The following is a 19839-nucleotide window of genomic DNA, read 5'->3' as shown; positions in this document are numbered from 1 at the left end:
TCATGCTACCTAATGCCCAACCTATTAATATTGCATCATCTAATGAGTCTACTGTAAAATTAACTCCTTTAAAATTGCATTGTATTTTTCCATTTTCTAAAGTTTTTGTATTCATAATCTCCTCCTATTATTTTTAGAGTAGATATGATATAATACTGGTGTCTAGGCAGTAGGTATTCATATCTACTCAATTGGAGTCTTTAGAGACTCCTTTTTTATTTTAAATTATTTTTTTGGCTCAATTTTAATTGAATTATCTTTTTCATTAAAGCTAACTTCAACTTCTCTATTATCTATATCTAATCCCATTTTTTTTATCCATGTTATTGGAAGAGTAATTCTTGATGAAGTACTTCCACTACCACTTTTCATAAATGAAATTTTTAAACTTCTTTTTTCCATGAAGTCCTCCTTTTGACGGGTTGTCATTATAAACTAAGTATAATACATTTTTGACAGGTCGTCAACAGTTTTTTTTATTTTTTTTCCGACCGTCGGAAAATAAAAAAAGCAAGGCTTAAAAACCTTACTTTTTATGGATTGAATACATAGATTCCTTCTTTGTCAGTTGGGATTGTATCAACATGAATATATCCTTTTGGAATAGTTACCTTAGAAGTCTCAATTCTAGTAATCATATTATACTTTTTAGGATTATTGATAATTTTATTATAGATTTCTTGCACATTCATTCCAGGAACTTCAAAATCTATAGCTTTTCCAAGAACATGACCCGATAAATATAGCTTGTTATTTTTAACTTTATCTTTAACAATAGCATCAACAGTAGTTCTTAATCCTCTTTGTGTAATTCCAACACTTGGCCGATTAACCAAGATAGGAACTCCTAAATCTTCTCTAAGTGTATCTAAAAATATTAAGATATTTTTATCTATGTATTTAATAGAGTTTTCACCATAGATTTTATAAACTTCTGGAGATACTAATTCTTTTGCTTTAAAATATTTACATTTATGCATAAAATCCTCCTTTTTGAGATTTTTTCTTTAAAAATTGTGTTATTTATTATTTAAAACACTTAAAATATGTGTTTTTATAATTTTTACATCTTCAGCTAAAGTTACAATCTTATCATTTAAATTTGTAAAATTATTTTTTGAATTTGTTGTAATATGGTCCACTTCTTTATCATATAACTTTTGATCTACTTTTTTATCTATTTGAAACATCATATATTTGTGATATCCTAAGAATCCCCCAGCTATTGCACCTAATATTGATGCTATTAATTTAATATCTTCCATATGTTCTCCTATCAAAACTTAAATAATTCTCTAATAGAATTAGCTTTTCTAAAAACTTTAAGCTCTATTAGTTTATTTTTATGATTGAATGGATCTATTTTAACCTCTCCCCACTCCCAACTTATTTTTGGTCTAAACCCAAATCAATTTCAGTTTTATTTATAATCTTTTTAACAGTACCATTATCAACTAAGTTTTTATCTCCTCTATAATCAGCTTCATAAATACCCTTAGCTAAAGATGACATTTTATCAGATAGAAGCTTTCTTAAATCTTTAGGCCATCTTTTTCTTGTTTTAAATCCGATATTGTATAAAGTATCATTAGGAATCAAATACCCTATAAGTCCTGTTGCTAATGGAATTAATATTCCCTGGTTATTTATTAAAAAATCTTTCATTTTGTAACCTCCTCAATTCTTTTTTTACTTATTTCAAAATATTTTTTATCTAACTCTATTCCTATAAAATTTCTATTATTTTTCACTGCAGCCACTCCAGTGCTTCCAGATCCCATTGTAAAATCTAAAACTGTTTCACCTTCATTTGTATAAGTTTTTACTAAAAACTCCATTAAATCTAAAGGTTTTTGAGTTGGATGCACTCCATTACTTAAAGAAGGAAATTTTAAAATAGAGTGAGGGTAGTTGGTGTGAGTTTTTATATAATCATTAGATGAGGTTTCTCTATAGACTCCACTCTTTTTTCTTTTTCCTTTTATTTCTTGATTTACTTCAATCAATCCTTGTGGATTATAGGTACATAATTTTTGGTAAAATACTAAAATATTTTCATGCTTTCTCATTGGCATTTTTTTAGCATTTAAGAAATTTGTAGCTCTTGATTTTTCCCAGATGTATTCATATCTAAATAAATCTGATTTTGAATTGATTAGTTTTGCTGTGAATGGTTGTGCTCCAAATAAAACTATTGCTCCAGTTGGTTTGATAAGTTTTAATAATCTTGGCCACATTTCATTAAAATCTAGGATTTTATCCCATTCACAAGCGGTTGTTCCATAAGGTGGATCACAAATAATAGCATCTACTATTATTCCTTTTTCTATAAATTCATCCATTACCTTTATAGTTTCATTGTTATATAAATTTATTTTCATTGTACCTACCTCCATCAAGTGTTTGATTAACTTGTCTATTTTTTATAAATTTTTTAGTTGTTCTTCTAGTATCAATATTTCAGTATCAATATCTGCTGAATCCCATCCTTTATTTGTGTATATCAATTTTTTATTTTCTAATTCTACTATTTTATTTTGTAGTTCTTGTTTTAAAGCCTTTGTTTTTTCTATGTCTATAATCCACGCTTCATTTTCCCATTTATAAATTTTTTCATCATTTGGGTATTCTTTAGATAATATTTCTTTTGTTTCATGATTTAAATATTGTCCTGGTAATAACTCTTTTTTTCCTGTAGCTACCATTTCATAATCTGATAAAATTTTAATTGCTCCGTTTTCAATAATTTCATTATCTTCTAAAGGTATAATTCCATTTATCTTTTTTTCATCTACTGTCATTTCTACAATTTCTTCTCCTACTAATTTAAATCCTTCTGGAACTATATAATCGCCTCTTTCTACTAGTTCTGATAAATTAGCTTCTCTTATATTTTGTAAGCTTTCATCCCAAGTTATAAAATGTGGTATATCATTACCTTCAAATATAACAACTTCATCATTTTCAACTACTTCATAGCAAATAACTTTATTTTGTATAGCATTTTTTTTACTTAATATAAATTTTTTCATTCTTCCTCCTAATCAACTTACTCTTATCCATCTATATAATGTAACATATGGTTGTATATTATTATGAGCTTCACCGTTTCCTGAAGCTCCAGTTGCAACAGCTCCAAATCCACCTAAATTTCCACCTTGTCCATACCATCCATTTCCTGCAGTTACAGTTGTTACATGGTGCTCATGAGGTCCATTTTGTGCAGCCGTTAATGAAACATACTTAGCTCCACCTGTTTGCCCTGCACTTGCAAATTCTCTTTCTCCTTCACTAACTCCAACAACTACCATTCCATTACCATATCTTTCCCAACCTGTTCCTAACCAAGTTGAAGCAGGGTGTTCAGCACTTGTTGATTCTATTATGTCACCAACTCTGTGTGGACAATATCTATTTGCATTTGCAAAAGTTAAAACTTCAGAACCTTGTGAAGTTACAACTCCAGGACAATTAAAACTACCATCTTGCATTCCAAATTCCCAAGTCTTTACTGTACCTGTGTCTCTATTTACAATACTTGACAAAGTAATTTTTCCCCAATCACCAGGATTAGTATTAGGTCTTAGGAGTCCTAACTCAGCTTTAATATCAAATCCACTATTAGTAGGTGTATCGTTCCATGAGATACCACTAGCGTATCTATTTTCAAGTACACCAGAAGATGTAGATTTAAACCCTGCATAGTCTCCTACAAGACTATTAAGATAGCCTTCCATCTTACCACCTTTTGCGTCTACTTTACCTTCGGAAAAAGTGTTACCATTATTATCTATTCTAAGTTTCCAGTTAGTGTCTGTTCCTAAAAATCCTATTGAATCTCCTGCCGAATACATTCTTAGACCAGTAGGCATTGTAACCGAGTTATAACCACTAATAACTTCACCTGTTACTTGATCTACTCTAAAAATCCACCCACCAGAGCTACTTAGAAATCCAATTGCATTACCATTTGAATGTAAATGCATACCTGTAACAGATGAACGTAGCATGGTATGTGCACTTGAAACTATTTCTGTAGAAAATGTGGAAGTACCATGAACTTTTAACTTATTTGTTTCAAATGTCCCATCATTCATATCCCATGTCCAAGAACTCAGTAAATTACCAGGATCATCACCAAAAGCTAAAAGTTGGTATCTACCATAATTTCCTTCAGTGGATAGAGTACCCATAACATACCTTGTTGTATATCCAACTCCTTCTGTAACTGTCTGTATTTTTGACATTGGGGTGAAAGTTGAAGTATCTTTGGGGACTACTAGAGCATCTAGAGCGCCATTTGCATTACTTACATTTAAACCACAGTTAAACCCTACAGCTTGATTATAACCTCCACATATACCTTTAACATTTATAGAGGCTTGATTAGATTGAGGTAATATAAGCCCACCTTGTGCAGTTAATCTACCTTCTGGGCTAAAATTATAAGGTTGAAATAGTATTGTATCATCTTGTTGTGTCCAAACCCCAAGATGTCCGTCACTACCTTTAACACCTATACGCCAATTTAAACCTGCAGTCCCAAATCTAAATGAACCACCTCCTAAGTTGGCGATAGCTCCATGATCACTCATATACCCTGCAGATTGAATTGGGGCGTTCATTTGAAGTAGACCTGTCATTGTGTCACCTGATTTTGAAACTTTTGTATCTATCTCATTTTTTAATTGCTGACCACTTCCATTATATCCTCCATGAGGTAATTTCAAATTTATCATATTAGTTAAAGTATCTCTAATATTATTCATCAAAGTTGTGTAGTTGGCGACTAACCAATTTTTTAATTCTAATGCAGTTCCATCATATCCACCTTTATCCAATTTATTTTGTCCTAAATTTTTAACAGATGAATGTAAAGAAATTAAATGTGAATAAATTTTAAAGAAAGATCTTGAAAATCTTGATAAGACAACAGGTTGGTTTCTGTTATGGCCAAGCATCTCTAATCCTTCTTGGCCATCAATTGGTGGTGTGATTGGATTTATGGCTTCATTTATATCTTCAATATTATCTATTTGTTGGTTTGCCATAGTTCTCCTCCTGTATTTATTTCTAAAACGTAATAAGCTGGTATAATTTCTTCTATAAAGTCTTTAAATCTTTCTAAATACTCAGAATTATTTATTGAATCATAGTGTATAACTAGCTTAAATTCATTCTTTTTATTTTCAATACTTTTTGGATCTCCTAATAAAAATAGATTTGAATATCTTATTATAGAGTCCTTATTCGTATTTAAATTTTTAGCAATTCTTTTGGCGATTATTGTATTCCTTCTAAAAATTATTCCTAAATTTATATTATTAAATACTCTGTATTCATCTTCTAAATAATTCAAAGTACTTATAGCTGTTGAAATATTCAAATCTTTTTCTAATTTTTGAATTTCATAATCGAGATTTAGAAGTTCCTCTTCATAAGCTTTATATATAACATTTATATATTCATCTTTTCTTGCATATTCAGGAATATAAGATAAAAGTTTCTGAAGATAAGCTTTAGATACAACTACATCCAAAACAATATTATTAAAATTTATTTTTTGTAAAACAGATTCGCTGTAATCATAAATTTTTTGATTAGCAGTATTACTAATATTATCAAGATACCCCCAGTTGAAAGAATACTCTGCAGTAACATGATTTACTAAATCAAGAGCATTATATTCTTCATTTTCTAGAACATATTTTTTTAGGAACATTATCTAACCTCAAAGATATTATAACCTTCTGGAATAATGTATCTATCTGCAGATCTAATTTCTCTTTCATAATTTAACTTAGAATAAGATATTAAATTTCCCCCAGTTGCAGCATCAAAAATACCAATAAATTTAATAGTTCCCCAGTTGCTAGAAGCGATAGGAAAAGAAATTTCATCTCTATTGTGAGTTCTTCCTTCTGCTCCAGCTAGAAAAGTTATCGCCTGTCTTCTGTACTCTGTTGCTGAAACTTCAGAGGAAATATCTCCATTAAAACCAGGATCACTCTTTAAAAGTCCTACAAATTTTCCATTTGTTAGTCTGTCATTTATATACTTATTGGCCTCATAGTTTGTTAAAGGCATAATTTCCTCCTTAATTTAAATTTATACTTGTTGAATCAATATAAGCTAATTCATCATCATTTACAACGATGTTCTCTTTAGCACTATTAATAGTTACATTTTTAACAGTATTAATAGCTTTACAATGTGTTAATACTTCCAAAATATAAGAATAATATAGAGTTCTACTTTTAAAAAGAGCTGCTTTGAAATATTCATTTAAATTTTCAATTATTAAATTTTTAGCTGAATCAGAATCAAAGTCAGAACTAAGAATAGCTTCAATTGAAATATTTAATTTTTTCTTTTTTAATGGAACAACTGTAATTGTAATATCATTTAAAAATTGTTCTTCTAAATGAGATAGAACCTTTTGACAATCTTCTGAAGTTGAAGGTTCGTAATCATTTGTTCCAATAATTAACTTTACTGTTCCAGCTCCAGTAGGTCGTGGAATACAATTTGCAATTCCGACCGTCGGAATTTTTAAAGCTTCATTTTTAAACCAGTGTTGATTCCAACTTGTAGCGGGGGAAGAAATTTGTTGATTTCTTCTTTGATGTAACTCTTCATCCGTTTCTTCATCTTTTCCATTTACAATAGGTTCTTCATTGATAACATGATTTAGCCCAGGATAGTTCATACTAAATTTTGTTATGTCACCAATAGAGCAGTTTCCATTTGTTCCAGGAACATCACATTCAATATTAACTACTGTTGAAATATTAACTATTTCTTTATCTTCAATAATTGTGTATGTAACACTATCTTTCCTAACTAATTTCATGCCTTTTCTAACAAAATATCCATTCAACCCACTAACTTTAGCTTTTCCAGTTGCTTTAATAGCAGGTATTCTATAAATTCCATCATCTTGGCAAATAATATCTAAGTCATTACCAGTTGCATCACCACTAAATCTTTTACTCATTGTTTCAGCAACTTTTTCAGAAGTATTTTTTAGTTCTATTGCTATTGGATTTATTACAATATCTTTTGTATAAGTTCCCTCTTCAGTACTAAAATATTTAGAGATATTGGCCACCATTCTACTTATAATATTTTTCATAATAAATCATCACCTATTAATTGTTGGTTATCAGTTGTTATAACTGTATAAAATATAAAAAGTTTATCTTTTATTTGAATAACAACAACATCTCTAACTTCTGCTATGTATGGAAATTTTAGCATCATTTCTTTAATCTCTTTTTTCATTTCAGAGATAATTAAATTCATTTTTATATTTTTACCAATATAGTTTTTTAAAGGAATTCCAAAAGGAAGAGTACTTTCATTAACTATATAAGTTTGATAAGTATTTTTAGAAGTCATAAAACATTTTTTAATCCATTGTTTAACAATCTCTCTTTTATCTATCAAATCACAAGGAATACCATTTTTAATAACTGTTTTATTTTCATCAAAATTCCATTTGATATCTATTAGATTATCAATATTTTTTTTAGATGTAGTTTCTTCACTTTTATAAACATCTAAGACAACATTTAATATTTCTGGAAACATCACCCACCTCCTTAATAGTAAAAGCTTGTATCTAGTAAAAAGAAAATAGAGTTTTGATTGGTTGGTATCAATATAACTTGTTCTCCAACTTTAAGTTCATCAGTCCATTTTAAAGTTCCATCAAATTCAAATGTTCCAGCTTGTCCTGTTATAGTTCCCTCAACTATTCCATGCTCATGTTTATGAGGACCTGGACCAGCTTCAGTATTTGAAGAAGTTGTTTCAATAGTTGCATTTTCTAAAGTAAACCCTTTTATTTTACCTTTAATGTTAAATTTTCTAGTGTAACCTATTACTTTTTCTTTTGCTATACAAATTTGATGCTTTTTAAGAAGTAATTTAGGATTTACTCTAACTTGTAAATCTGGAGGAGCGACTTCAACTGTTCCTAAAACAACTCCAGCCCATTTATTTTTTGGAGAATATTTAATAAGTTTTGCAAAATTTCTATATTCATTCAAGTTCTATCAACTCCAATCCTATTTCTTTCATTGTTTTTGTAAAGCTAATTACTCTAAAAAATCCATCAACTTCATACTCTTCATTAGATATTTTTAAAATATCTCCATCCCAAATGTTCTTAACATAAGGAATTGTAAGTGATAAAGATTTTGTTACTTTTGAATTTGCTTTTAAAAAGTTTTCTCCAACGGGCTTACTATCTTCACTTTTTTCAGCTTCAACAGTTATTATTTTTTGCATAATTCCATATTTTTTAATATTCCGACCGTCGGAATAAATTTCTGTATAATAATCTTCTTTATTGTTTTTTATAACTACTTTTACAGAGTTATACATATTTTCAATGCTTGATGATTTAGATATACTTTTTACAAAAGAATTTAAATTATAATTTTTGTTATAATAATTAAATTCAAAGTTTTTTACTTCAGTAGGATATTTTTTAAAATGAAATTGTCCTTTTCTATAATAAAAATAAAATTCTTCTCCACTTTTTACTTGAATTTCCTCAATAATTTTAGATATAACAGAACCAGCACTTTCTTCAAAATATATTTTGTCTATTAAGATATCAGACGCATCAATTTCTCCAACAGGACCTTCTAAAGATTTAATAACTTCCTCAACACAAATATTTGCAGCTACTTCATTAAATTGATAGATTTCTTCATTTTTACTAAAATAAAAAGCAAAATCAACAACACTATAAGAATCATCAACATTTGATAAAACGATTCCATCAAATTCTAAAAGATCATCATTATAAATTTGGATAACACTTCCTTCTTCAACTGGATTTATTGGATAACCAGGAACTTTTTTATCAATAACTTCAAATTCCAATTTTTGTGAAAATTCATCTATTGATTTTGACCAAGAGAAGCCATCTTTAACAATAGATGTTATTTCATATCTTTTATTGTTCGTTAGACAGAAAATCTTCATTATAAATACTCTTATATTCAGTAAATTGAGGTTTTCCATCTTTATTAGAATACTTAACCCCTATTTTCTTCTCTTGTGTTTGTTGTGGTTTATAATAAGTACTATTGCTATCCTCTTTTAGTGGGATTTCTTTAGGGTATACAAACTCTTTAAAACTTAGATTATACTCAATATTACCGTTTGCAGATTGAGTATAGGTAAAATTTGTTATTGATACAGTTAAATTTATTTCTGTTCCTGTTATTATTAAATCAATTGGTTCTTCGGTTTTTCTTAAATTTTCAATAATTGAAACAGCTTCCCATTCTGATATTCCTTGATTTTTTGAAAAACTAACATAATCAGCTGGAAAGAATGAACTCCATGAAATTTCTTGAAGTCCATGTTTATCTAAAAAAGTTACTAATCCCATAGGAGTATTTACTTCTTCAGAATTTCCATCACCAGAAACAGAGATTTCTGTTGGAACAATAGGAAAATGGAGTAACACTACTCCATCAGCATATAATTTACCTTTTTTTATAAATATATCTGTATTTAAAAACCTAATTCTAGAAGATGGAAAAAGTTGAGAAACAACTGAATCCATACCTTCAACTGTATCAACTAAACCTTTAACAAGTGGATTTTGTAATAATTTTTTTTTATAAATTTCTCTAATATTTGATATTCCTATTTGAAAATATGGATTCATATGCACCTCCTATACTTCTGCTAAGGCAATTTCTAATTTAGGAATTATATGTTCAATTACTTTAGAAGCAATCGATTTATAATCTAATTCGTTAGAATCCTTTACGTTTATATTTTCAATGATTTTATCAATTTGAATAGTAATCTTATTACTTTGTGGCTTTTGATTAATATTGTTGATTTTAGATGTATTAATAGTATTATTGTTAATAGTACTATTATAAGCTTTACTTTCTTCAGCAGTTAGAACTCGTTCTCCTTTATGAAGTTCAGCCATATAATCATCAAAAGGGACAGAAGTAAGGCCATTTCTATGGCTTCCATCAGGTTTTGGAGTTAAATCTGGAGAATCAACAACACCAGTTATTTGAGCTTCTTTCTCTAGATCTCCTTCACCTTTAAATTTTTTATACCATTCATATAGCTTTTTTATACCTGTTGTTAATTGGCCAATAGGAGTTAAATACTGAATTATAAATTTTGCTGCTCTACCAAATGGATTATTGTCCATTGCTTCCCATAAGCTATACGCTTTTTCTTTGATTGTTTCCCAATTTTTATAAAGCAAATATCCTGCACCAACAACAGCAGTAATACCAGCTAAAACTACCCCAACAGGATTGGCTGCCATTGCAACATTAAGTTTTGTTTGTGCCAAAGTTAAAATTCCAGTAACAACAGATTGTCCTTGTTGTGCTAAAGATAGAGCTGTAGTTATTTTTTGATAACCACTCATTAAGACAGCACCAATTTTAAATGCGGCATAACTAGCTCCGAGAACTCCCAAAGCCTGACTAACATTTACAATAGAATCAAAATTATTTGTTAAAAACTCTATTGTTTTTGTTCCAGTATCAAGATATTTTAATTGTAGTGGCATTAATTTTTCACCTAGCATAATTTGAAAATCTTCAGTTACTTTATTTAATCTTCTTCTTTTTCCAACTTCAGTATCTAAATTTCTAGCGGTATCACCTATTGCATCTTTACTCTGCATCTGAATAGCTTTCATTCTAATCATAATTTTAGTGGTTTCATCCATTTTGTTAGAATATTTTTTAAATCCTAATGCCGTTGCAGCAACATTCATTTGAGGCTCTAAAATAGATGCTCCTAATGTTTTTGCTGCCTCTGATTCACCCATTAATGCAGATTGCATCGTTTTATGAACGTCAATTCCTCTTGAAGATAAATTATTAAAGGAATCTAAATCATTTGCTAACATGACAATATCTTTAGACATATTCATTGAAGTTTTTCTATCCATCCCAAAACCAGTGAATAGATTTTGAATATCGCCCATAGATTCCTTTGTTTTTAATTCAGATATGCCTAATACATTTGTATAATTTTTAGCCCAAGCATTTGCAGCTTTACTATGTTCTCCATAAACAACATTAAACTTATTTTGTGTTTCAATCATATTGGAATTTACTTCAATACTTTTTTTACCTAAATTGATAGCTTCTCTAATTCCAACAGCAGCACCAATATAACCTGTTATTTTTGCAGCTGTTGTTTTAAAAGAATTTCCAGATTTCTCAACACTATTTGATAAATTATTAACCTCTGTTCTACTCTGACCTAACTTTTTATTAAGGTAATCAAGTCTATTAGTCATATCATTGTGATTTCTAGTAGCTTGTACTATCTTCTTTCTATGATTTTCTAAATCTTTATTAGTTGTTCCTGTTTTTTGAGATAATTCAGAATATTCTGCAGTTAAATTTTTCAAATTGTTTTCAGAAGTTTTAACAAAGCCATCTAATATATTAATATTAGTTTTTAAATTAATTAAATCAGCACTAGTCCCTTGGGAGGTTGTTCCAATATGATTAAAACCTCTTGCTAATTCAAAACTTTTTTGATTTAGTAAATCCATATTTGGCATCTTTAAAGATTCATTAACTCCTGAACTTTCTTTTTTCAACTCTTTTAATTTATTTTTACTATTTTCGAGTGTTTCACCCATCATTTGATGAGCTAATCTTGCTTCATTTATTTTTTTTCTTTGTTCTTCTAATTTTTCACTAGAAACATCTGTTTCTTTTGATAATAAATACCAATCTTCACTTGCTTTTTTTAATTCTTTACCAGTTAAAGAGTACAAGTTCTCTAACTCTCTAATCTCTGTATTTTGCTTAGAGAAAGATTGTGTGGCATTATCTATGCCAGTTATAGTTCGAGCCATCGAATCGTTTAGATTATTCGCTACAGAATGTAATTTTTTGAAATTTTTCTCAGTTTCTGAAGTATCAACTTGAAAACTAACTCCAACCGAATCGTTCATTGGCCACCTCCATTATTGCTCTTATTAACTGCATCAACATGCCTTAAAAAAATAGCTTTAAAAGTTTCTTTTTCAAGTCCTTCAAGGGACATTAGATAATCAAGCCTATGTCCCTTGAGTATAAAAAATTCATACATTGCTAAAGTTAAGTCAGAGCCAATTAGTTTTTTAGTTCTTTTTCAACAGTAAAAGAGCCACCTTTTAAATTCAAAATAGCAGTTGCCATTTCTGTAATTTCCTCTTCAGTGAATATTTTTTTAAACAAATCTCTATTTGTATTTACTTTAAAAGCTTTTCTAACTTCGTCAGTAGTAAGTATAGGACTAGAAATTCCTTTTGATAGAATATAGGTTGGATCTACAGGTATACCACCATAATACATAACATCTATATTCTCTTCTTTAGTTTCAGCTTCATAAACCACTCTATTTGGAATACTTTCAATCTCAATTCCTCCACATCCAATCAAATCTTCTAATCTTTTAGAGTGAAGTATTTTCTTTTTTCTTACTTTAGAACTTTCAGCTAACTTTTCAGCATTTGTTATAACATCCGCAATAGATATCTTTACTTTTAAACCTTTATTTTCATCTTTAATATCTTTATTTTCCATATTAATTTCCTCCAATTTTTAAACAGTTTCTGGTATATCAGCAGTATTAGGATCAAATATAAATTCAAATTCTTTTTCAATTAATGAATCAACTGAATAGTTGAATAGATTTAAATTCCCTGTAAACTCACAGTCTGGAAGAGAAATTCTTTCTGCTCCTAATGTTTGTGGACCATCAAAAGTTACTTCAAGAGAAAAGTCAGTTACTTTACCAGCTTTCATGTTAGCAAAAAACTTTTTAAACTCTATAGAGTTAACCTTGTGAACAGTAAACTTTCCAACTCCTTTCCTACCTTTTAAAACTTGACCTTTTGTTCCACCTGGTAGAGGGATTTCTTCATAATCTCCTTCAATAGTTCCTTCTGCAGCCTTAGCTTCCATTAATATTTCACCATCAAAATAGAGTTTTGCAAAAGCTCCATTAAATATATTTCGTGGTTTGAATTTTTCCAACTATATCACCTCTACTTCAACTATTGTGTCTTCCATAACATCAACAGGTGTAAACTCTTTTATTCTATAAAAACCTTGATCCTTTGTGTTTAATCTCAAAGCTCGATATTCATCCATTGTCAACATCTCTTCTTCTGTTATTTTCCCATTTTCAAATGCCCATTTTTTTTGAGAATCAAGATCAATAACCATTTTATTTAAATAGTTTGAATCTAAGTATCCATCTTTCATAAATCCTAATAAATAGCCATTAACAGCAGAGCAAAATAGGGATTTATTTTCATAAGTGTTATCTCTTTTTCCTATATAATAATTGACATAAGTATATTTAATATCTTTTAAATTTTGATCCATTATTGCAACTAATCTAACTTTTGAAAATGTTCTACCTTGAGTTTCTGTTGGAGTTGTCATTGAGTTAACTCCTCTTTCTAATCTATAGATGATTTTATCCCCATCAGTTTGAGGTACAGTAACTAAGTATCCATTTCCAACAGCCGCATTTACATCTTCTATAAACTCAGCTTCTTCTACCCACGGTTCTTTATAATATGTCATAGAACCTTTTATTCCTAGTCCTGCGGCAATAGAAGCTAAACATAATGCATACTCAACAGCAGTATATTTTGTTCCATTTACCTTTCGCCATTGATTTGTCATTATAATAAATGGAATATCTGGAGCTGTTACTCCAGCTGTTGAAAACTTTATTGTTTTCTGTAATGGATTTAATATTTTATCCACTCTTCTATCTTTTTTAACCATTTCAACAAGTGCTTGTTGCTCCTCTGTTGTTCCACCTGGATAAGCAAAATAATCGCACTCTTCAGAGGCTAATCTATAAGCCTCATTAAGATGAGTCATATCAGGATAACCAGTCTCAAGACTTTGAGGTTCATCAAATCTATAAACAACAACTTTTCTAGGTGTACCTTTAAAAGCTAAGTCTTTAAGGTATTTATAATTTCCAGGAGTCCAATCTTCAGCCTTTACTTGACTTATATCAACATAAGATTTTTTTAAAAAATCAGTTTTAGTTGAATCTGATAAAAAAATCCCTAAAACTCCATTACCCTGACTAATAATAGCCTGAGTATATAATTCTTTAAAAATCATCTGGAAGGATACTACACCATTTAATTTTTGTGACATCTACATCCCCTCCTCACATTTTAAATATATATTTTCACTCATTTTTTGATATTCATTATCATCAATATCAATCAATAAATTAGTAATTCTATATGTTTTTTTTATAATTGCAGTTCTCAAACTTGCTCTTTGAGTTTCATCTTCAATATTTCCATACTCTATTTTTGTTTCAAAATTAGATGAATCAAAGTCATTATCTTCATTGTTATCTAAAAATTCAATAAATTCTCTTACCTTATCTCTAAAGTTTAGAAGTTGATTATCTATTTTATTTTCAGAATAATAAAAACTTAAGTTAACATATCTTTGGCCATTTTTTGTTGTCTCTCCATCAATAATTACCCCAATAGATCTAGAAGTAAATTTAAATTCATCAACATCATCAACAATCCCAAACCTATATTGAGATTTAATCTTTAATAAGTTATTTTGAATCTCTAATAACCTAGTATTTAAGCCACATCTTATCATATTACAATAACTCCTTTTTTCTGATATTTAGTAGCTTCTTCATCTACAAGTGTTTTTAAAAGTTCATCTAACTCTCTTTTTTTATCTTTTACAGGTAAATCCTGAGCTATATTTGCCATTTCATAAAGTTTCCAAAATATATAGTTTTCCTTTAATATCAACCATTTTTCTTCATCTACTTTTGAAATATGCTTTCCAAGCCTAAAGTTAATATAAGCAACAGCTTTGGAGTTCAGTGAGGTTTTATCCTCACTAGACTCTCCTTCTACTAAAATAGTTAAATCATCTCTTGATTTCCCTAAAAAATCACATATATCATAAGCTATTCTTTCTGTTAAAAAATCTTCAACTTTTAAAATAGGAATTTTATTCATAAAACCACCTATAAAGTTACATTATATCTTTCAAACTGCTTAACATTAATAACAAGAGGAAGAGGAGCTGATTTAGCCCATAAACCTTTAGAACCTTGATCACTAACTCTTGTTTCATTTGCTAATAATCTAGCTTTTACAACTTCAACATTATTAGTTTTAGTATTTCCATATGTTAATCCAGCAAAAGCTAATCCCATAACAAAAGGATTAGACATAATTATTTTATTAGCAGGATCTATTTTTTTATGTATTGATAATAATCCTATTCTCATATTATCATTTATAGTTAAAAACATATTAGTTGGGTCAGCTGGATTTCCATGAACAGTAACTTTATTTATGTTTTGTTTAGCATTTAATGCTTCATTTTTTATTTTATTGAAAATGTTTATTCCTACATCAACAGTCGGAATAATCGAATGTTTAGTATAGTATTCTGAAATCATCGCAGTAATTTCATCTGTTACATTTTTACCTGTTAAAGTTAACGATTTTTCATCTTCTAAGCCCATATCAATTTCCTCTCCATGAGGACCTAGTGTTTTTCCAGTTAAAAAAATATCTCCTGCCATTACCTCTTTTCTATTTTCAATTGCAGCTTTTAAAATTGTTGAATACTTTTTCTTTAATGCTTCCTCAGATGTTAACATTTTGCCATCTGTTGTATATTCTGGAACACCAGCTGCTAATACTAATAAATCTGAAGCTGAATAAGGAATTTCTCCTCCAACTATTGGCGGTTCCACTTCTAGTTTGTCGAATCCATTAACTTTTATGATTGGTAACTCATCGTTTCTATTAACAACACCAGCTTCAGTAAAATGGCTGTATAAATCATCTAATCTAATTTTTTCTGTTATAGACTCATAATAATTATTACTTGCTGTAAATTTATTTAAATATGGCTGAGGATAGTTATACTTCGCAGCAGAAATCAAAGCTATTATCATTATCATCGTTTTATTCATTATTCATTCACCTCTTTACCTTCAATTGCATCTAGTAGAAATGTTCCCATCTTTTGTAATTCTATAATTGCATTAAAATCTGTTGCAAATTCTATTCCTACAACCTTATCTTTTAAAACGTCAGCTGAAGTAGTAATAGATCCCTTAAAATCTGTTGAAGAAGTTTTATTACTACCAACATAAATTCCAATTGGGATATTCAAACCATCCGCTCCAGCTTTATCATATGGATATAATTTCCCATCAGTTGCTTTTATAGCCATAGCTTGTCCATGTTTTAATTCTGTTTCAGAACCAGCTATAGTGTAATTTCTATCGCCTCTATATCTCTTCAAAACTAAATTTTGAGGTTCAACCCTCTCTCTAATAACTCTTGGCATATTTAACCTCCTTAATTTCCACCATGTATTCTTGCTGCATACTCTTGTGGAGTTTCTTCTTTTTCTTTTTTACCTTCAAACTCTGTAATAACTTGACCTTCCTTTAATATCTCTGGCATTTTTTCAAAAATAGCTGTCAAGAATTCAATTGGAGACTCTTTCTTTCCAGCAAACTCATAGTTGTTTGTATCTGAATTTAGATAAAGTGTTTCTATCTTTACTTCTGTTAGAATTTCTTTCATAGCTGGAGTAATCTTATTATTATTTGTTTTCATAAACTCTGCTGCTGACTCTTTAGCTTTTAATTTCTTTTCAAATTTTTCTTCAAACTCTTTTTCTATTTCGGCTGCAGTTTTAGGATTAACCTCTTCTATTGCTGCTATTTCAACTCTTTCAGCGGCAAACTCTCTAGCTAAATTATAAACAGCTTGTTTGTCTGTAACTTTTAACTGTAAACTTCTCATTAGTTGAGTTAACTGCTCAACTGTTAATTGTGTTGCAAATATAAATGATAATACATCTTCAAATTTCATAATTCCTTTGGCCTCCTCAAATTCTAAATCAGATGGTTCTATAAATGAGTTTTCTTCAAACTCTGCCCCTTCAACAGCTGGATTAACCCCCAATGGCAATAAAGCTATATTAGTTAATTTATCTCCTGGTATTTCAACAGATATTCCTTTAAAAATATTGTCAGAATGATACACTTTTCCCTTTTCATTCAATTCTATATTTGCAAAAACATCTACTTTATTACCGTTATTAACTAATTCAAATCCAGAAAATTCTCCAACTTTAGGCGGTGAATTCCCTTTCCATTTTGAAGTGTGGATGAAAATAGCATTCGACTTTGTAGCATTACCAAATATTTTTTTTACTCTTTCTGGTGGATAATCACCTTGAGGATAATTTCCACTTGAAAAAACTTTTACTCTTTTTTTACTCATAATTATCACCTCCAGTGAGAAAATAAAAAAAGTCCAGAGTATACGAAAAAAATCGTATAACATCTGGACTCAAGGTCTCTCTTTTTATTTAAAAATATGCTTTTTTGTTAAGTTCGCATACTTATTTTTCATTTTATCATTTATTCCTAAAAATTTCCTTTCAGGAACAATAACTTCTTTTTGGAGTTTATATAAGAATTCTAAATTTTTTCCTTTTTTATCAAGCTTCCTAACAATATATAAGGCATTTTTTGCTTTTATACAAATTGTATCATCAAAATCTCTTGGAGAATTTCCTTCAGCTTTTTTATTTATTGGGATTGCTAAGTATTTACCTCTTTTAGGCTTTATCACTCCACCATATTGATGTATGCGTGCGTACGGGACATTAGTTCCAACTGCTGCTGTATTTCCATAGGTATAAGTTGTAAAACTTCGTTTTAAAATTCCTGTTCTTGCTAATGTTTGGCCGCCTCTTCTATTTTTTTTCCAAGCTTGACCATCTGGCCTTCGTTGATTTTTAAAATTCAACTGAGTTTCTTTTTGTATGTCCATAGCAATAGTTTTTAACAAAGGCTCTAAATTTTCAGCTCTTTCTATTTTTTCAGCAATAGAATGAACTAATCTATCTAAAGGCTTACTCATCAAAAAAACCAACATTTATTAATGCTTCTAAAAACTCTTGCTCTCCATCAGCTTCTAACTTCTCTTTAAAAGTTTTATTAACTTCAGTTATTTCATCCACTAAGAAGGTATCTTTTTGGCATAAAGAATTGTAATAAAGCTGATACTCATTAAATTTATTCTTATCTTTTAAACTTGCCTCTATCTCCTGGAGTTTACCTTGTAAATCTAATTCTATAAATTTATCCATTATAAAACCTCCTTTTTGAATAAAGCATTTATAAAATAAACAGCTTCATAACTACTTATACTATAATCTTTTTTTTCAATTTTTTCAATAAATTTATTGTAATTATTGTTAAAATAATTTTCTATAACTTCATCCGAATATTTTCCTTTTAGTGAATTAGTAATAAATTTCTTATAAATATCTTTTATCTCACTACTTTTAATTATATCTAAATCATATTTTAAAATATAATCTACTAGTTTTTGAGGATTTTTAATTTCTTTAAACATTATAGTGTTTTTATTTAAAATAGAAAGCATATCAATTCTACCAATCTCTAAAAGCTTTTTACCAAAATCAGAAATAGTTTTAGCTGATTTGAATTGATCTAATTTTTTTAATTTAGGTAAAGAATCTACTAGAATTTCTATATATGAACTTGAAATTTCTTTATATGTCGCTCCATGAGCTTCTGCAAGATAAGTTCCTATTGTTTCTGCCATAGTTTCTTCTAACTCATGATAAACAAGATTTTTATAATCATTTGCACTTGCATGAAATAATTCATGGAACATGGTTTTTATTTTACTTTCTGTACTTCTTTTGTCTCCAGTTTTAAAAGTAATATTAGTTACTCTTCCATCCCTAGAAAAACCTGTTGAGCCATAAGCTTGCATTGATTTATGTGAAATTACAGAATCATTACCTAATCTTTTATTTATTTTTGTAACGATTTCTCTTTCTACTGCTGGTTTAAATTTATTTATTTCAAATCTCTCCATATAAGGTTTTGCATTTTCAATAATCTCCAGTTTTCTAGATAAAAAATCTACTTCTTTTTCTTTTTTTGTTACACTATTTTTTAAGTTTTCAAAATAATGTTTAGCTGGATTTCCTTCAAACTCTTTTAAATCTAAATCAAATTTTTGTTTTGAAACTTTATAGTTATTCTCTTTTATATCTTCATAACTAAGCGGAATAACAGCACCTCTACATCCATAATGATTTGGTGGATAAATAGAATCCCAAATAGGATCATCTGCTCTATATATTACACCATCTAATTTTTTACAAGTTTCAGTTGTTCCATCATCTATTACAGAGTCATACATCCAATATGGAAAATCATCTGTTACTTCCATCTGTTGTTTGTAAGCACCAGCATTATATGCACTCATTAAATTTGTTCTAAATACATTTTGTAAATAATATCCATCTTGGCCAAGCCCAGATTTATCTAAATATACTTTAATATCTTCTTTAAAACTTTTAAATGTTCCACCATTTTCCATATGTTTCTCAAGTTGATTAAATATTTTTTTAGTTATCTCTAAGTCATTAGATTTTTTTACCCAAATAAAATTATTTCTAATTTCCTCTGTTATTTCTTCAACAGTGTTAATATCAATTAATTCTTTTGTTGTTAAATAATTTATTGCATCATGGAACTCTAAATCAAATATATTTATATCTTTTGAAAATTCCGACGGTCGGAAAAATGTGTTTTTTGAATTAATATAACCTAAAATTTTACTTAAAATAAAAAACTCTTCTAAGATACTATAATCAATAGATATTTTCTTTATATCTCTTATGTTTTTTATTTTATCAGTACCTTTATATATATTTTTAGATATAACTT

General features: G+C 28.8%; 26 protein-coding genes. All 26 read right to left on the bottom strand.

Features of this window, described 5'->3' with window-relative positions; translation table 11 throughout:
- Positions 1-225: 225 nt before the first annotated feature.
- Positions 226-402, bottom strand: coding sequence for an AbrB/MazE/SpoVT family DNA-binding domain-containing protein (locus tag ACRDDY_RS06545; protein WP_438510909.1), 177 nt, complete (start codon positions 400-402; stop codon positions 226-228).
- A gap of 131 nt (positions 403-533) precedes the next feature.
- Positions 534-980 carry a hypothetical protein gene (locus tag ACRDDY_RS06540; protein ID WP_438510910.1) on the bottom strand — a complete coding sequence of 149 codons (447 nt, stop codon included), beginning with the start codon at positions 978-980 and terminating at the stop codon, positions 534-536.
- A 39-nt stretch (positions 981-1019) separates the two neighbouring features.
- Positions 1020-1265 carry a hypothetical protein gene (locus tag ACRDDY_RS06535; protein WP_297636649.1) on the bottom strand — a complete coding sequence of 82 codons (246 nt, stop codon included), beginning with the start codon at positions 1263-1265 and terminating at the stop codon, positions 1020-1022.
- 121 nt (positions 1266-1386) lie between these two features.
- Complete coding sequence (locus ACRDDY_RS06530) at positions 1387-1665, bottom strand: hypothetical protein (RefSeq protein WP_438510911.1); 279 nt, start codon at positions 1663-1665, stop codon at positions 1387-1389.
- Complete coding sequence (locus tag ACRDDY_RS06525; RefSeq protein ID WP_438564160.1) at positions 1662-2381, bottom strand: DNA-methyltransferase; 720 nt, start codon at positions 2379-2381, stop codon at positions 1662-1664. Before ACRDDY_RS06525 ends, ACRDDY_RS06530 begins: the two co-directional genes overlap by 4 nt.
- Positions 2382-2423: 42 nt before the next feature.
- Entirely contained in the window at positions 2424-3032 is a 609-nt protein-coding gene (locus ACRDDY_RS06520) for a hypothetical protein (RefSeq protein WP_438564159.1), read from the bottom strand.
- A 12-nt stretch (positions 3033-3044) separates the two neighbouring features.
- Entirely contained in the window at positions 3045-5051 is a 2007-nt protein-coding gene (locus tag ACRDDY_RS06515; protein ID WP_438564158.1) for a phage baseplate protein, read from the bottom strand.
- Positions 5033-5722, bottom strand: coding sequence for a putative phage tail protein (locus ACRDDY_RS06510; RefSeq protein WP_438508916.1), 690 nt, complete (start codon positions 5720-5722; stop codon positions 5033-5035). The genes ACRDDY_RS06515 and ACRDDY_RS06510 overlap by 19 nt, the downstream gene beginning before the upstream one ends.
- Positions 5722-6087, bottom strand: coding sequence for a phage tail fiber protein (locus tag ACRDDY_RS06505; protein WP_332648708.1), 366 nt, complete (start codon positions 6085-6087; stop codon positions 5722-5724). Before ACRDDY_RS06505 ends, ACRDDY_RS06510 begins: the two co-directional genes overlap by 1 nt.
- A gap of 10 nt (positions 6088-6097) precedes the next feature.
- On the bottom strand, positions 6098-7135 hold the full coding sequence (locus ACRDDY_RS06500) for a baseplate J/gp47 family protein (protein WP_438564157.1): 1038 nt from the start codon (positions 7133-7135) through the stop codon (positions 6098-6100).
- The gene (locus ACRDDY_RS06495; RefSeq protein WP_438564156.1) at positions 7132-7593 is read right to left on the bottom strand and encodes a DUF2634 domain-containing protein; all 462 of its coding nucleotides are present in this window, start codon (positions 7591-7593) and stop codon (positions 7132-7134) included. Before ACRDDY_RS06495 ends, ACRDDY_RS06500 begins: the two co-directional genes overlap by 4 nt.
- Before the next feature lie 11 nt (positions 7594-7604).
- Positions 7605-8054, bottom strand: coding sequence for a DUF2577 family protein (locus ACRDDY_RS06490; RefSeq protein WP_438509162.1), 450 nt, complete (start codon positions 8052-8054; stop codon positions 7605-7607).
- The gene (locus tag ACRDDY_RS06485) at positions 8047-9000 is read right to left on the bottom strand and encodes an XkdQ/YqbQ family protein (protein ID WP_438564155.1); all 954 of its coding nucleotides are present in this window, start codon (positions 8998-9000) and stop codon (positions 8047-8049) included. Before ACRDDY_RS06485 ends, ACRDDY_RS06490 begins: the two co-directional genes overlap by 8 nt.
- Positions 8972-9694: a hypothetical protein gene (locus ACRDDY_RS06480; RefSeq protein ID WP_438509160.1), complete on the bottom strand. Its 723-nt coding sequence runs from the start codon at positions 9692-9694 to the stop codon at positions 8972-8974. Before ACRDDY_RS06480 ends, ACRDDY_RS06485 begins: the two co-directional genes overlap by 29 nt.
- A 9-nt stretch (positions 9695-9703) precedes the next feature.
- Complete coding sequence (locus ACRDDY_RS06475; RefSeq protein ID WP_438564154.1) at positions 9704-11983, bottom strand: hypothetical protein; 2280 nt, start codon at positions 11981-11983, stop codon at positions 9704-9706.
- A gap of 160 nt (positions 11984-12143) precedes the next feature.
- The gene (locus tag ACRDDY_RS06470) at positions 12144-12596 is read right to left on the bottom strand and encodes a hypothetical protein (protein WP_438510817.1); all 453 of its coding nucleotides are present in this window, start codon (positions 12594-12596) and stop codon (positions 12144-12146) included.
- Between the two features lie 18 nt (positions 12597-12614).
- Positions 12615-13049 (bottom strand): phage tail tube protein, encoded by a 435-nt coding sequence (locus ACRDDY_RS06465; RefSeq protein WP_438510816.1) that lies wholly within the window; start codon positions 13047-13049, stop codon positions 12615-12617.
- On the bottom strand, positions 13050-14201 hold the full coding sequence (locus ACRDDY_RS06460) for a hypothetical protein (protein ID WP_438564153.1): 1152 nt from the start codon (positions 14199-14201) through the stop codon (positions 13050-13052).
- Positions 14202-14672 carry a hypothetical protein gene (locus tag ACRDDY_RS06455; protein WP_438564152.1) on the bottom strand — a complete coding sequence of 157 codons (471 nt, stop codon included), beginning with the start codon at positions 14670-14672 and terminating at the stop codon, positions 14202-14204. It lies immediately after the preceding gene.
- Positions 14669-15046 (bottom strand): hypothetical protein, encoded by a 378-nt coding sequence (locus ACRDDY_RS06450; protein ID WP_438564151.1) that lies wholly within the window; start codon positions 15044-15046, stop codon positions 14669-14671. The genes ACRDDY_RS06455 and ACRDDY_RS06450 overlap by 4 nt, the downstream gene beginning before the upstream one ends.
- 8 nt (positions 15047-15054) lie before the next feature.
- Positions 15055-16017: a hypothetical protein gene (locus tag ACRDDY_RS06445; protein WP_438564150.1), complete on the bottom strand. Its 963-nt coding sequence runs from the start codon at positions 16015-16017 to the stop codon at positions 15055-15057.
- Complete coding sequence (locus tag ACRDDY_RS06440) at positions 16017-16397, bottom strand: hypothetical protein (protein WP_438564149.1); 381 nt, start codon at positions 16395-16397, stop codon at positions 16017-16019. The genes ACRDDY_RS06445 and ACRDDY_RS06440 overlap by 1 nt, the downstream gene beginning before the upstream one ends.
- A gap of 11 nt (positions 16398-16408) precedes the next feature.
- Complete coding sequence (locus tag ACRDDY_RS06435) at positions 16409-17344, bottom strand: hypothetical protein (protein ID WP_438564148.1); 936 nt, start codon at positions 17342-17344, stop codon at positions 16409-16411.
- 84 nt (positions 17345-17428) lie between these two features.
- Positions 17429-18004 (bottom strand): phage virion morphogenesis protein, encoded by a 576-nt coding sequence (locus ACRDDY_RS06430; RefSeq protein ID WP_438564147.1) that lies wholly within the window; start codon positions 18002-18004, stop codon positions 17429-17431.
- A complete protein-coding gene (locus ACRDDY_RS06425; RefSeq protein ID WP_438564146.1) occupies positions 17982-18218 on the bottom strand; it encodes a hypothetical protein in 237 nt (78 codons plus the stop codon). Before ACRDDY_RS06425 ends, ACRDDY_RS06430 begins: the two co-directional genes overlap by 23 nt.
- The coding region (locus tag ACRDDY_RS06420; RefSeq protein ID WP_438564145.1) for a phage head morphogenesis protein at positions 18218-19839 on the bottom strand (1622 nt) is incomplete at its 5' end. The genes ACRDDY_RS06420 and ACRDDY_RS06425, both read right to left, overlap by 1 nt.

Origin of the sequence: Clostridium sp., from assembly GCF_051656525.1 — a bacterium.
Classification (GTDB): Bacteria; Bacillota; Clostridia; order Clostridiales; family Clostridiaceae; genus Clostridium.
This window is presented reverse-complemented; position numbering and strand designations above follow the sequence as displayed.

What these genes read in the sequence shown, in the direction of transcription:
- ACRDDY_RS06525 (WP_438564160.1), bottom strand. Translation starts at nt 2,381, where the DNA reads ATGAAAATAAATTTATATAACAATGAAACTATAAAGGTAATGGATGAA.
- ACRDDY_RS06505 (WP_332648708.1), bottom strand. Translation starts at nt 6,087, where the DNA reads ATGCCTTTAACAAACTATGAGGCCAATAAGTATATAAATGACAGACTA.
- ACRDDY_RS06530 (WP_438510911.1), bottom strand. Translation starts at nt 1,665, where the DNA reads ATGAAAGATTTTTTAATAAATAACCAGGGAATATTAATTCCATTAGCA.
- ACRDDY_RS06485 (WP_438564155.1), bottom strand. Translation starts at nt 9,000, where the DNA reads ATGAAGATTTTCTGTCTAACGAACAATAAAAGATATGAAATAACATCT.
- ACRDDY_RS06500 (WP_438564157.1), bottom strand. Translation starts at nt 7,135, where the DNA reads ATGAAAAATATTATAAGTAGAATGGTGGCCAATATCTCTAAATATTTT.
- ACRDDY_RS06475 (WP_438564154.1), bottom strand. Translation starts at nt 11,983, where the DNA reads ATGAACGATTCGGTTGGAGTTAGTTTTCAAGTTGATACTTCAGAAACT.
- ACRDDY_RS06430 (WP_438564147.1), bottom strand. Translation starts at nt 18,004, where the DNA reads ATGTTGGTTTTTTTGATGAGTAAGCCTTTAGATAGATTAGTTCATTCT.
- ACRDDY_RS06540 (WP_438510910.1), bottom strand. Translation starts at nt 980, where the DNA reads ATGCATAAATGTAAATATTTTAAAGCAAAAGAATTAGTATCTCCAGAA.
- ACRDDY_RS06545 (WP_438510909.1), bottom strand. Translation starts at nt 402, where the DNA reads ATGGAAAAAAGAAGTTTAAAAATTTCATTTATGAAAAGTGGTAGTGGA.
- ACRDDY_RS06435 (WP_438564148.1), bottom strand. Translation starts at nt 17,344, where the DNA reads ATGAGTAAAAAAAGAGTAAAAGTTTTTTCAAGTGGAAATTATCCTCAA.
- ACRDDY_RS06515 (WP_438564158.1), bottom strand. Translation starts at nt 5,051, where the DNA reads ATGGCAAACCAACAAATAGATAATATTGAAGATATAAATGAAGCCATA.
- ACRDDY_RS06510 (WP_438508916.1), bottom strand. Translation starts at nt 5,722, where the DNA reads ATGTTCCTAAAAAAATATGTTCTAGAAAATGAAGAATATAATGCTCTT.
- ACRDDY_RS06480 (WP_438509160.1), bottom strand. Translation starts at nt 9,694, where the DNA reads ATGAATCCATATTTTCAAATAGGAATATCAAATATTAGAGAAATTTAT.
- ACRDDY_RS06470 (WP_438510817.1), bottom strand. Translation starts at nt 12,596, where the DNA reads ATGGAAAATAAAGATATTAAAGATGAAAATAAAGGTTTAAAAGTAAAG.
- ACRDDY_RS06520 (WP_438564159.1), bottom strand. Translation starts at nt 3,032, where the DNA reads ATGAAAAAATTTATATTAAGTAAAAAAAATGCTATACAAAATAAAGTT.
- ACRDDY_RS06460 (WP_438564153.1), bottom strand. Translation starts at nt 14,201, where the DNA reads ATGTCACAAAAATTAAATGGTGTAGTATCCTTCCAGATGATTTTTAAA.
- ACRDDY_RS06535 (WP_297636649.1), bottom strand. Translation starts at nt 1,265, where the DNA reads ATGGAAGATATTAAATTAATAGCATCAATATTAGGTGCAATAGCTGGG.
- ACRDDY_RS06495 (WP_438564156.1), bottom strand. Translation starts at nt 7,593, where the DNA reads ATGTTTCCAGAAATATTAAATGTTGTCTTAGATGTTTATAAAAGTGAA.
- ACRDDY_RS06450 (WP_438564151.1), bottom strand. Translation starts at nt 15,046, where the DNA reads ATGAATAAAATTCCTATTTTAAAAGTTGAAGATTTTTTAACAGAAAGA.
- ACRDDY_RS06425 (WP_438564146.1), bottom strand. Translation starts at nt 18,218, where the DNA reads ATGGATAAATTTATAGAATTAGATTTACAAGGTAAACTCCAGGAGATA.
- ACRDDY_RS06455 (WP_438564152.1), bottom strand. Translation starts at nt 14,672, where the DNA reads ATGATAAGATGTGGCTTAAATACTAGGTTATTAGAGATTCAAAATAAC.
- ACRDDY_RS06445 (WP_438564150.1), bottom strand. Translation starts at nt 16,017, where the DNA reads ATGAATAAAACGATGATAATGATAATAGCTTTGATTTCTGCTGCGAAG.
- ACRDDY_RS06440 (WP_438564149.1), bottom strand. Translation starts at nt 16,397, where the DNA reads ATGCCAAGAGTTATTAGAGAGAGGGTTGAACCTCAAAATTTAGTTTTG.